The sequence below is a fragment of the Pantoea sp. ACRSB genome (assembly GCF_022346905.1).
Lineage (GTDB): Bacteria > Pseudomonadota > Gammaproteobacteria > Enterobacterales > Enterobacteriaceae > Pantoea > Pantoea piersonii.
The window spans coordinates 969143-981888 of record NZ_JAKRNL010000001.1 but is presented as its reverse complement, the minus strand read 5'-3'; the positions used below and the strand labels follow the sequence as shown (position 1 = coordinate 981888).

Genomic DNA, 12746 nt, shown 5'->3' with positions numbered 1-12746 from the left:
CCCCTCATCTCCTATTGTCTCCTCAAGTCTATAAAACCTACCAAACCCGCACCAACACTGATTAATTCATCCAGCGTTGTATCTGTTTGTCTATTGAAAGCTACAACCGATTGGGGGCATCATAGGGGGCACCGTTACGTTCAATGGATCTCGATGCCCCCATATGAAGCTAAATGCTCGTCAAATTGACACTGCTAAGCCGAAAGAAAAAGCCTATAAATTGGCTGATGGAGCTGGCTTGTATCTCGAAATTTTCCCCAGCGGCAGCAAAAGCTGGCGACTAAAGTACCGCTTTGCAGGGAAAGAAAAGCGCGTGGTGTTTGGGCTTTATCCCGCGATATCTCTTGCCGAAGCGAGGGGTAAGCGCGAAGAGGCCAAAAAGATACTAGCAGCGGGGGGAGATCCCGGTCTTGCCAAGCAAGAAGCCAAGCAGGCCAAAATCCTCGCCATCAACAACAGTTTTGAATCACTAGCGCAGGAGTGGCATGAACACAAACGTCCCAACTGGTCCCAAGGCTATGCAGACGACATTCTTGAATACTTACGCAAAGATGTTTTCCCCTCGCTAGGTAAACGCCCAATTGCAGAGATTAAAGTGGCTGAGATGTTAGCCGTGCTGCGTAAGATGGAGCAGCGCGGCGTGCTGGATAAGTTAAAGAAAACTCGTCAGGCGTGTCGGCAGATATTTACCTACGCCATCATCACCGGCAGGGCAGAGCATAATCCAGTGACCGATCTCGCGGGAGCACTGAAAGCACCCAAGCAAAAGCATTTCCCACATCTGCTAAGTCATGAAATCGGTAGTTTCTTGCGTGCGCTAAGTGGTTATAGCGGGAGCCGCATCACACACCACGCAACACACTTGCTTATGCTAACTGGTACTCGGACCATCGAACTACGTGCCGCTGAGTGGGGTGAGTTCAATTTAAAGAAAGGAATTTGGCAAATCCCGGCTGAGCGAATGAAAATGCGGCGACCGCATGTTGTGCCGCTATCAAGTCAGGCGCTTTCATTACTTGAAGAGATGCACGAGCTTAGCGGAAGGGGCAAATTTGTTTTCCCTGGACGAAATCATGCGGGTAAGCCCATGAGCGAAGCGAGCATTAATCAGGTGATCAAGCGTATTGGTTTTGATGGTAAAGCAACAGGGCACGGTTTTCGACACACAATGAGCACCATATTGCACGAGCAGGGATACAACACCGCTTGGATTGAGACTCAATTGGCGCATGCGGATAAAAACACCATTCGCGGAACTTACAACCATGCTCAGTACCTCGATGGACGGCGTGAGATGCTTCAATGGTATGCCGATTATCTCGGTACGCTGCGTGACAATGCTTGATAGCAATGAGGAATAGAGGATGACAGCACCTAAAGTAACTATCTACTTCTCAGAAGAATTCATGCATGTGCGGCTTGAGGGGAATGAGCGCTTAGATATCCCACTGAAAAATTTCCCAAAATTGCTGCGCGGTACACCTGAGCAGCGTAATCATTGGGAGCTGTCTGACTTGGGGCCGGGAATTCATTGGGATGAGCTGAACGAAGATATTTATGTTCCTGCTTTGTATGAGGGAAAGGATAGGGATCAAACAAATGGAAGTAAGTGGGACCTAAGATAAATTATCGGATTACCTTGCTGCTTACGCTTGAAAGTATCTCAAGGTCTAATGTTTAAGAGTAAATTTCGATAAAATCTATTTAGTAACATATAGTTAAAGAAATATAACAGGATAAAAATGACAAGCCTTCAACAACGAGCAGAATTACACCGTCAAATCTGGGCAATTGCTAACGATGTTCGCGGATCCGTCGATGGGTGGGATTTCAAACAATACGTTTTAGGCGCACTGTTCTATCGTTTTATCAGCGAAAACTTCATCAGCTACATAGAGGCTGGTGATGACAGCGTCAATTATGCAGCACAGGATGACAGTATTATTACTGATGAAATCAAAGATGATGGCATTAGAACCAAAGGCTATTTTATTTACCCTAGCCAGCTGTTCTGTAATGTGGCCGCGAAAGCGAAAACCAATGAAAGATTGAATGCCGATTTAAACAGCATCTTTGTGGCAATTGAAAGCTCTGCCTATGGATATCCGTCTGAAGCTGATATCAAAGGCTTGTTTGCCGACTTTGACACCACCAGTAACCGTCTGGGTAGTACCGTGAAAGATAAGAACAGTCGCCTTGCAGCCGTTCTGAAAGGCGTTGAAGGATTAAAGCTGGGTGATTTTGATGCACATCAGATTGATCTTTTTGGGGATGCCTATGAGTTCCTGATTTCAAACTACGCGGCGAATGCCGGGAAGTCAGGTGGAGAATTCTTCACACCACAGCATGTTTCAAAACTTATTGCTCAACTTGCGATGCACGGTCAAACGCATGTCAATAAAATCTACGATCCGGCGGCAGGTTCTGGTTCACTGCTGCTCCAGGCGAAGAAGCATTTTGATAACCACATCATCGAACAAGGTTTTTTTGGTCAGGAGATAAATCATACGACCTTTAACTTGGCACGTATGAATATGTTCCTTCACGACATTAACTACACAAGATTTGATATTAGACTGGGTAATACCCTTACTGAGCCATATTTTATAGATGATAAACCTTTTGATGCGATTGTTTCTAATCCGCCGTACTCGGTGAAATGGATTGGTAGTGACGACCCGACGCTGATTAATGATGAACGCTTTGCGCCAGCAGGTGTACTGGCCCCGAAATCAAAAGCCGATTTTGCTTTTGTGCTGCACGCGCTGAACTATCTTTCTCCTAGAGGCCGCGCTGCAATTGTCTGCTTCCCTGGGATTTTCTACCGAGGCGGCGTTGAGCAAAAAATTCGTCAATATCTGGTTGATAACAACTTTGTGGAGACTGTGATTTCATTGGCGCCTAACCTGTTCTTTGGCACGACTATTGCAGTTAACATTCTGGTGCTTTCTAAGCATAAGACTAACACCAATATACAGTTTGTTGATGCCAGCGGGTTGTTCAAAAAAGAGACGAATAACAACATCCTTACGGAGGCACATATAGAGCAGATTATTCAGGTTTTTGATAGTAAAGCTGATATTGAACACTTGGCGAAGTCCATGCCGTTAGAGGCAGTGGTTGCCAGTGACTATAACCTGTCTGTCAGTAGCTATGTGGAAGCCAAAGACACCCGTGAAATAGTGGATATTACCGAGCTGAATGCCGAACTGAAAATTACGGTCAGCAAGATTGATCAGTTGCGCAACGAAATTGATGCGATTGTGGCAGAAATAGAAGGCAGCGAGGTGCAGGCATGAGTGAGCCGAGTTATCTGGAAAAACTATTGGATGGCTTTGATGTTGAGTGGATGTCTCTGGGAGATATTGGCAATTTTATACGAGGCAATGGGCTACAGAAAAAAGACTTTATTGAAAGTGGTTTTCCTGCAATACATTACGGTCAGATTTATACAAGATATGGATTATCAGCAGATAGAACATTTACTTTTGTTTCACCAGAGCTAGCTAATAAGCTGAGAAAGGCTCAAAAAAATGACTTATTGTTAGCTACAACATCAGAAAACGATGTGGATGTCGTAAAGCCTTTAGCGTGGCTTGGTGGGGAAACGGCCATTTCTGGGGATATGATGTTATTCCGGCATGAGCAGAATGTTAAATATCTCGCCCACTTTTTCCAATCCGAAATATTTCAGACGCAAAAGATGAAATATATCACTGGGGCTAAAGTTCGCAGGGTTTCCAGTAGTGACCTGGCGAAAATAGTAATCCCTATCCCTTGCCCGGATAATCCAAAAAAATCGCTCGCCATCCAGTCTGAAATCGTTCGGATTCTGGATAGCTTTACCGCCCTTACCGCTGAGCTTACCGCTGAGCTTACCGCTGAGCTTACCGCACGTAAAAAACAGTACAACTACTATCGTGACCAGTTGCTGAGTTTTGAAGAAAGGGAGGTTGAGTGGAAGACATTGGGGGATGTTACAAAGAAATGGTACTCCGGTGGCACTCCAACAGCCGGTAATCCGAACTACTATGAAAACGGTAATATCCCGTGGCTAAGAACACAAGAGGTCAAGTTTTCTGATATCGAAACTACGGAAATTGACATAACCCAAGCTGCGCTTGAAAACTCCTCTGCGAAATGGATTCCTGAGAATTGCGTCATTATTGCTATATCCGGAGCAACTGCTGGTCGATCGGCAATTAACAAAATCCCTTTGACGACCAATCAACACTGTGGATGTCTGGAGATTGATGATACCAAAGCTTTATACCGATATGTTTTCCATTGGGTGAGCTTTAACTATGAGAACATTAAGTCTCTGGGGCAAGGAGCTCGGGGAGACCTGAATTCAAGTATCATTAAGAAATTTAAACTGCCTGTTCCCTATGCGAATGACGTAGAGAAATCGCTTGCCGAACAGGCCCGCATCGTTGCCATCTTGGACAAATTCGATACCCTGACCAGTTCAATTACCGAGGGGCTCCCCCGTGAAATCGAGCTGCGCCAGAAGCAGTATGAATACTTCCGCGATTTGCTTTTCAGCTTCCCGAAGCCTGATGCTGTCAGTCAGTGACAGCCAAGCGATAAATAAGCGGGCAGCGTATGCTGTCCGGTCCGTGTATAACCAATTTTACTTGCCGGTATTTTTGCCTCTCTTCATACCGGTCTTAGACAAACAGGCACACAGGATGCGCGATGACTCAACAGACCAATACTATTGCTGAATCGAATAAATTCATTGTCCTCGATAAGTACTCTAAAGCCTTGGAAGCATGTGACAGTTACCAGAGCGAATCCGAACTGGAGCGCGAACTGGTTCAAGACCTACGCGATCAGGGATATGAGTTCGTTTCCTTCTCCTCCCAGCCGCTGATGCTGGCAAATATCCGCACGCAGCTTCAGGCGCTTAATGGTGTGGTATTTAATGACAGTGAATGGCGACGTTTCTGTGAAAGTTATTTGGACAGCCCAGGCGACAGCAGTTTAGATAAGACTCGTAAAGTTCATATCGATTACATCTGTGACTTCACCTTTGATAACGGACAACTTGAAAACATTTACCTGATTGATAAAAAGAATCTGATTCGTAATAAGGTACAGGTTATCCAGCAGTTTAAGCAGACCGGATCACACGCGAACCGCTATGACGTCACCATCCTGGTCAATGGACTGCCGCTGGTTCAGGTTGAACTGAAAAAACGCGGTGTGGCGATTCGGGAAGCCTTCAACCAGATACACCGTTACAGCAAAGAGAGCTTTAACAGCGACAACTCCCTTTTTAGGTATCTTCAGCTGTTTGTGATTTCTAACGGCACCGATACCCGCTACTTCGCCAACACTACGAAGCGGGATAAAAACAGCTTCGACTTCACCATGAACTGGGCGAAGTCCGATAATACGCTGATTAAAGATCTGAAGGACTTTACCGCCACCTTCTTTCAAAAGCATACCCTGCTGAATATCCTGTTTAACTACAGTGTTTTTGACAGCAGCCAGACGCTACTGGTGATGCGCCCTTACCAGATTGCCGCCACCGAGCGTATTCTGTGGAAAATTAACAGCTCCTTTAAAGCTAAAGACTGGTCAAAACCCGAAGGCGGCGGCTTTATCTGGCATACCACCGGTTCGGGTAAAACCCTTACCAGCTTCAAGGCGGCAAGGCTTGCCACTGAACTGGACTTCATCGATAAGGTCTTCTTTGTTGTTGACCGCAAGGACCTCGATTACCAGACCATGAAGGAGTACCAGCGCTTTTCTCCGGACAGCGTCAATGGTTCAGATAACACCGCCGGCCTGAAGCGTAATCTGGAGAAGGACGATAACAAAATCATCGTCACCACCATTCAGAAACTCAACAACCTGATGAAGGGGGAGGCAGATTTACCGGTATACCGTCAGCAGGTAGTGTTTATTTTTGATGAGTGCCACCGCAGTCAGTTTGGTGAAGCTCAGAAGAATCTGAGTAAAAAATTCACCCGCTTTTATCAGTTCGGTTTTACCGGAACACCGATTTTCCCTCAAAACGCTCTGGGGGCAGAAACTACCGCTAGCGTGTTTGGTCGCGAGCTGCACTCTTATGTGATTACTGATGCGATCAGGGATGAAAAGGTTCTGAAGTTCAAGGTGGATTACAACGATGTCCGCCCGCAGTTCAAGGCACTGGAAACGGAAACCGATGACAAAAAACTCAGCGCAGCAGAAAATCAGCAGGCCTTTCTACACCCGCGTCGTATTGAAGAAATCACCCGCTATATCCTGACGCATTTTCGTCAGAAGACTCACCGCGCTTTCCCGGGGGCGAAAGGCTTTAATGCCATGTTCGCAGTGAGCAGTGTCGATGCTGCCAAGGCCTATTATGAAGCATTTAAGTCTCAACAGCGGGAAGCAGCTGAGGCCTCTGATACGTATAAGCCGCTGAGGGTGGCCACCATTTACTCCTTTGCGGACAATGAAGAGCAGAATGCCGTCGGTGACATCACCGATGAGAGCTTTGATGTCAGCGCGATGAACAGCAGCGCCAAAGAGTATCTGGACGCGGCGATAGATGACTATAACTGCCACTTTAAAACTAACTTCAGCACCGACAGCAATGGCTTTCAGAACTACTACCGGGATTTAGCCCAGCGCGTGAAAAATCAGGATATCGACCTGCTGATTGTTGTCGGGATGTTCCTGACCGGCTTCGACGCCCCGACGCTTAACACCCTGTTTGTTGATAAAAATCTGCGCTATCACGGGCTGATGCAGGCGTTTTCACGTACCAACCGTATCTATGATGCGACCAAAACGTTCGGCAATATTGTGACCTTCCGTAATCTGGAGCGTGCAACGATTGATGCCATCACACTGTTTGGCGACAAAAATACGAAAAATGTGGTGCTGGAAAAAAGCTACAAAGAGTACATGGAAGGCTTTACCGATATCGTTACTGGTGAGGCGAAGCGCGGCTTTATGGACATCGTCACTACACTGGAACAACGTTTTCCTGATCCGGCTGACATTGAAAGCGAGAAAGAGAAAAAAGCCTTTGTGAAGCTGTTTGGTGAGTATCTGCGTGCCGAGAACATCCTGCAAAACTATGATGAATTTGCCACGTTGAAAGCGCTGCAAACAGTCGATATCAGTAACCCGGAAGCCGTCGAGGCGTTCAAAGCCGCGCATTATCTGGATGATGATAAGTTCGCAGAACTCCAGATTATACGCCTGCCAGCCGAGCGGAAGGTGCAGGATTATCGCTCGGTGTACAACGATATCCGTGACTGGCAGCGCAAAGAAAAAGCAGCCGATGACAAAGATAAATCAACCATCAACTGGGAAGACGTGGTGTTTGAGATCGACCTGCTGAAGTCGCAGGAAATCAATCTGGACTACATTCTCGGCCTGATATTTGAACGCAACAAACAGAATAAAAACAAAGCAGGCCTGACCGAAGAAGTTAGACGCCTGATTCGCTCTAGTCTGGGTAACCGTGCCAAGGAAGGGCTGGTCGTTGATTTTATTCAGCAGACGAATCTTGATGAATTGCCGGATAAGGCTGGGATTATTGATGCATTCTTCACCTTCGCTCAACGTGAGCAGCAGAGTGAGGTGGAGGAGTTGATTAAGTCAGAAAACCTCAATGAAGAAGCTGCAAGGCGCTATATCCGCACATCTCTAAAACGCGAATACGCGACGGAAAATGGCACAGAGCTTAATGAGGCTTTACCAAAATTAAGCCCCCTGAATCCGCAGTACAAAACAAAGAAACAGACTGTATTCCAGAAAATTGTATCATTCATCGAGAAGTTTAAAGGTGTAGGTGGTCAGATCTAAATATTGTTAAAAGGGGGAGCTATTACGAATGGCATGTCTCCCCCATTTATTCCCCCACTTTGAGGGTTAACGAGATTAGCTGATTGCTTTATGCGAAATGAATGTAACCTATTGATACTTAGGTTTTTGGCTCGATTCCCCCACTTGATGCGCATATAAGGCTTTGAAGTGGGGGAATCATTAACAAATGCACATTGCATAATTTCTCCCCCCACATAGTCCCCATTTATTCCCCCGCTTTAAACTCCTGAGAAACCGGCCTGATATGATCACCGTCACAAATGACACGGCCTTCCTTTTCCAGCTTATCTAGCCAACGAGTGAATTTTTTAGAGACATCGAACCCCATCGCTCGCATGTCATCTCTCACTAGCGCACGAGTACAGGCATCACCGTTGGCGGTTCGGGAGCGAATGGCTTGCCAAAGGGCAACGTGATTGTCAGTCAGACGTGAAATGCCTGTAAGCTCGGGATCGGTGTCATCCATGACAGGCCGTCCCTCATCATTCAAAACTAGCGAGGAAATCTGGTCACCATCATTATCGATGTAGAGATCTACCGGCACCAAGTCATAAGCCTGCCGTGGTGGCTCCTCGGCATCCTTCATTTTGGTACAGCTAAGAATCAGTGCTCCACCTTCACCTTCGCGGCGGACGTTAAATTCAACATCAAGAGCAGCACGGAATGCACTGGAACCGCGCGCACCTTTGTCCTGATCTTTACCAGAGTGATGAATGACTAAAACCGTAGCCTCGGTAGCAGCCTTGATGACATCACAACCCTGAATAAATGCCCCCATATCTTTGGCGGCATTCTCATCTGAGCCACCAAAGCAGCGGGCGAGAGTATCTAAAATAATCAATCTAACAGGCATGCCTGAAGCTGCTTTGACGTCATTGGCGGCCCTGATGACTTGCTGCACGCTTTCGGAACTGGCTGGAAAAATTGGGCAGTCGATGCGGTAAAGTGTATCGATTGGCGAGCCGTCATTAAGCGTTTCTTCCCAGGCACGAATTCGGCGAGGAACCCCAATTCCGCCTTCGCCAACAACATAGATTACTGCACCTTGTGTAACCGGCCTGCCTGCCCAAGGTTTGCCAGTGGCAATGTGGCATCCCCAAGAGACCGCCAGAAAGGACTTATAAGAACCACTTGCGCCGTATGCGCTGGTTACTGATGCGCTGGGGAGATAACCTTTAATAAGGTAATCCTGGCGGGTATCAAAACCATCAGAGCCCTTGCGTAAGGGAAGGGAGGTGCTGAGATCCGGCTTGCGCTCTTGAATGCGCGAAATCGATGAAAGCTGTGAGTCTGGCTTGTACATTTGTAGATGAAATGCTTCGTTAACCGCCGCCTCGTCATGGATTTGGCGGTAATCATCCCAATCGCTAACATTTTGATCAGGGGGTAACGAAACCCAGCCATTCACGGTTACTGCCGCTTTTTCTGCTTGAACTAAACCAACGCTATTAGCCTCAATGGAATCATTTTCAGCAGCCATAATGATGTTGCTATTGGGATATTTATGCCGCGCAGTGACAGCGATATTCAGTAAGTTATTTGCAGACATCGCCGCTAACGCCAAATGACCTGTTGCAAGGTTTACCGTTAATGCAGTGGCATAGCCTTCTGTGATGATGATATTTTCTGTATTTCTCGAATCGCCAACCTTAATGAACCCACCATTTTGACGAGTACCTGGCAAGTATCGTTTCTCACCGGCCGCGTTGATCAATTGCGCGCTGACCAATGTACCGTCGATATCGTGTATTGGCAGAATCATTGAATCGTTATCAAAACTAACTCCGCCGATTGTCAGCGCTTTCTGAATGCTGAGCATTCGAACAGATGTAGATAATCCTTTGCTTTCCAAATACGGGCTTTTAGCAAGGCGTGATGAGTTCAGCAGTCTCTTAGCTTCAATTGATGCACACGGCTTTGATACTTTTTCCCTGGTAGGCGCAGTTCGATGTCTCAGACTGAGTTCTGAAATGAGCTTAGTCGCCTGCAGTGGATTGCATTTTTTAACCTTAACAATCAGATCTAAACCATCGCCATTTCCACATTGATTGCAGAACCATGTACCACGGCCGTCTTTATCATCAAAGCGAAAGCGGTCTTTTCCTCCGCAGCAAGGACAAGGACCATGCTTATTCAGCCTGGGTAAGTCGATGCCTAATTGAAAAAGGATTTCTTCCCAACGATGGCGAGATGCGGAAATGATTTCAGTTACGCAATTATTCATGGTTTGCCTCCGCTTTCATTGTTTCATTCAGCAGGTTGAGGCGCTCCCATAACACATAGTTAAGCAGTTCCTTGGCGAGAGTATTATCCAGTTCGACGATCGCAAAAGCTAACGCACGACAGTGGTCGAGAACTTCTTCAGCAGAAAGTGGGGTTGAGTCATACATGCTGCACCCCCAGAATGATAGGAATATATTGCGGGTACAGACGAGGAAGGGTAGTAGCCATTGGGCCGCCTCCGTTGGGGTATTGTTAAAACTACCACCAGAGACGCCAAGCTCATTGGGTGGTAGCCCGAACAGGGTTGGCGTACCGGCCCCAACGGATTCCGGCCTTCCTTTCAGAAGCCCTGCCCGGACCACCATTGACAACAGGTGTGCACGTGCATTACTCGAATATGCTCTGTGTGCATATTCGAGTATCGTTGGGGAGTTCGGAACGCCAATTCCGACTACGGATTTTGCCGTAGTGCGTGGATTATACCTAAAATCGCCTACCAGGGAAAAAGATGAATTCAGCATTATTGTGCTCCATCACGTTGGTTAATTTTACTTGAGATCCATTCATCAACTTCACTTTCTACCCAAGCCACTGAACGGGAACCGAGTTTGACGGCTTGCGGAAATTCATTCTTTTTCATTAGCTTGTAAATCCAAGCTCTTTTGACCCCGGTTTTACTCATCACATCGCAAAGTCGGATTAAGGTGAGGGTGCTCATGCTTGATCCTCCTGAAGGCCATAGACACGTTCGACATAGCGACCACGCCCATCGCCGTGACCGAGATCCATTGAAGTGAGGGCATTAGCTTCTTTGCGGCTAAAACCATGCTCCTGATAAAAGCGAATTGCATCTTGTGCCCATGCATAGCGGAGGCTGTGGGGGGAGTAGGAGCCAATCAAACCAATGCGAGTTGTAGCTGATCGCCAATAATTCATGGCTGTTTTGAGATCAGCGCGGTCAATAATTTTGCCGTTGCGCTGTTTAGCAATAACCAAAGCTTGAGCGATAACATTGCTAACTGCTGCACGATCCAAAATGCGTGTTTCGCGCGGTCTACCGCCTTTGGTGCCAAAGACGACACTTAGTCTTTCAGCTCCTTGGCCGAGTTGTTTTTGCCAGGTCTTAAGGGAAGCGCTGCATTGAACAGCTTCTTGTGAACGCAAACCCAGTAAGCGTGATAGCTGAAGGGCTATTGCTAATCCCTCATCAAGCTGTCGTGCTTGAGTAATGGCTTGCTGATATTTTTCTGTTGGGATAGCGAATTTAGTGCCTGCTCGACTACTGCCGCCGAGTCCCAACGCTCTATTAGTTAATCTCTCTGAGGCTACTAATTTTTCCCGTCCGGCTTGATGTAAAACTGAGCGCAGAGCAGCCATCTCATTTTGCAATGTGCGCAAGGCAATACCTTGCCCCCGACGTGCAGCGATATAACTTTCAATATGCCTCGCTTTCAAATACTGGACGCTGCGAATTTGAATATTCAACGCCAGCAAGTGATTACAAAATCTGTCAGCAATACGAATGCGATCATGCACTGTCTTGTAACTACCGCCAGCCTGCTTCGCTAGCTGCTTCATTTCCCTACCTGTTCGACTCATCTGATACTCCAATCTGCTTCTCTGGCGCATGGCGAATAACGGAAACAGCGCTGCCGTTCCGTACTGAAAGTTGCCTGTGCGCCAGAGCGGGTGCAGTTGAGGTATTTCGGGGTGTCAGTGATGCACTCAGTGCAACTGCCTGCTATTGCAGGTAATCCCCAGGCTTATGCCTGCCTCGGCAACAATTCAGATCTCCTTTAAAAAATGGATATTTGGTGTATGAAAACGTAGTGTCAGATTCAGATACCCGCTTGAAACGGGCGAAGGTAGAGGATGGGCAGCGGTTTACGCTATGGCGTCACTTTCAGGCGTTGGCACGCAAAAGTGACGCCACGTATTGCACGCAGCACGACTGCCGTTTGCCCATGCCTAACGGCATAAGCAAAGCGCAGCCCGCAGCGTTTAATACGCGCCATGATTTTTTCCGGAGAGGATGTAGCTAACTCTGTATGGTCAAGTAGTACATAACGTGTCAGAAGTGGCACATTAGTATAGGGGAATGATAAAAGGTGCTGGCAGCAAATTGCTGACAGCTTAGTTAACAATCAAAATATTCCAATTTAGGAATGATTTCGATGTGGAAGCACCTTATTAAGGTGTTCGTTTGTTTAATGTACCCTCATCGTCACGCAGTAGGAGCGGTTCTATTGACGATATTTGCTTCCAAGGGCGAGCAAATGTACCGCTCTAATGAGCTTTGCCTTCCAGGCTACAGCAATTTTGGTGATCACCCGAAGGCGTTTCTCTCAGATCACTGGCATCTGTTCGATGCTCGAAACATTGGTGGCTGTCTTTGACAGCAAAGTTACAAAATTGAATCTACGTTAATGAAATTGATTTTTCAAGGCATCGGAAGATGAATTAGGCGAATCTTGCTCAGAATTGGCTATGACTTGAACGCCAGAAGAAATTTTGGGGGCATTAATGGGGGCATGGTATAGAATTGAATGCGCATTAGTTGATTTTATTCATATACTTAGATGTTTAAGTTGAATCCTGTAGGGGTGCCATTTTCTCTTTTCCTGCTATCTTCTGAAGCCCTAAGGCATCGTCTTTGCTGAATTAGATTACTTCATCCAGCGTTATAT

9 protein-coding genes and 1 pseudogene are annotated in these 12746 nt (G+C 46.7%); 5 read left to right on the top strand and 5 right to left on the bottom strand.

Translation table 11 applies throughout. The features are described from left to right. Positions 1–163 precede the first annotated feature (163 nt). From MHZ89_RS04790 to MHZ89_RS04770, 5 genes are all read left to right on the top strand, one after another. Complete coding sequence (locus MHZ89_RS04790) at positions 164–1345, top strand: phage integrase central domain-containing protein (protein ID WP_311782042.1); 1182 nt, start codon at positions 164–166, stop codon at positions 1343–1345. A gap of 19 nt (positions 1346–1364) precedes the next feature. Further along, positions 1365–1625, top strand: a complete 261-nt coding sequence (locus MHZ89_RS04785; protein ID WP_311782041.1) for a DUF2442 domain-containing protein — start codon at positions 1365–1367, stop codon at positions 1623–1625. Between the two features lie 117 nt (positions 1626–1742). Continuing rightward, positions 1743–3299, top strand: a complete 1557-nt coding sequence (locus MHZ89_RS04780; protein ID WP_311782040.1) for a type I restriction-modification system subunit M — start codon at positions 1743–1745, stop codon at positions 3297–3299. Continuing rightward, complete coding sequence (locus MHZ89_RS04775) at positions 3296–4576, top strand: restriction endonuclease subunit S (RefSeq protein WP_311782039.1); 1281 nt, start codon at positions 3296–3298, stop codon at positions 4574–4576. The genes MHZ89_RS04780 and MHZ89_RS04775 overlap by 4 nt, the downstream gene beginning before the upstream one ends. Positions 4577–4698: 122 nt before the next feature. Then, positions 4699–7815: an HsdR family type I site-specific deoxyribonuclease gene (locus tag MHZ89_RS04770; RefSeq protein WP_311782038.1), complete on the top strand. Its 3117-nt coding sequence runs from the start codon at positions 4699–4701 to the stop codon at positions 7813–7815. Positions 7816–8041: 226 nt separating this feature from the next. Here the strand turns inward: MHZ89_RS04770 and MHZ89_RS04765 are convergent, their stop codons facing one another. The 5 genes and pseudogenes from MHZ89_RS04765 to MHZ89_RS04745 form a co-directional block, all read right to left on the bottom strand. After that, on the bottom strand, positions 8042–9139 hold the full coding sequence (locus MHZ89_RS04765; RefSeq protein WP_311782262.1) for a helicase RepA family protein: 1098 nt from the start codon (positions 9137–9139) through the stop codon (positions 8042–8044). A 54-nt stretch (positions 9140–9193) separates the two neighbouring features. Further along, a pseudogene (locus MHZ89_RS04760) lies at positions 9194–10060 on the bottom strand (primase-helicase zinc-binding domain-containing protein); the annotation flags it as partial. Beyond that, positions 10053–10580: an ash family protein gene (locus MHZ89_RS04755; RefSeq protein WP_311782037.1), complete on the bottom strand. Its 528-nt coding sequence runs from the start codon at positions 10578–10580 to the stop codon at positions 10053–10055. The gene MHZ89_RS04755 and the pseudogene MHZ89_RS04760, both read right to left, overlap by 8 nt. Continuing rightward, positions 10580–10777, bottom strand: a complete 198-nt coding sequence (locus MHZ89_RS04750) for an AlpA family transcriptional regulator (protein ID WP_033788862.1) — start codon at positions 10775–10777, stop codon at positions 10580–10582. The genes MHZ89_RS04755 and MHZ89_RS04750 overlap by 1 nt, the downstream gene beginning before the upstream one ends. After that, on the bottom strand, positions 10774–11658 hold the full coding sequence (locus tag MHZ89_RS04745) for an integrase domain-containing protein (protein ID WP_311782036.1): 885 nt from the start codon (positions 11656–11658) through the stop codon (positions 10774–10776). The genes MHZ89_RS04750 and MHZ89_RS04745 overlap by 4 nt, the downstream gene beginning before the upstream one ends. Positions 11659–12746 lie beyond the last annotated feature (1088 nt).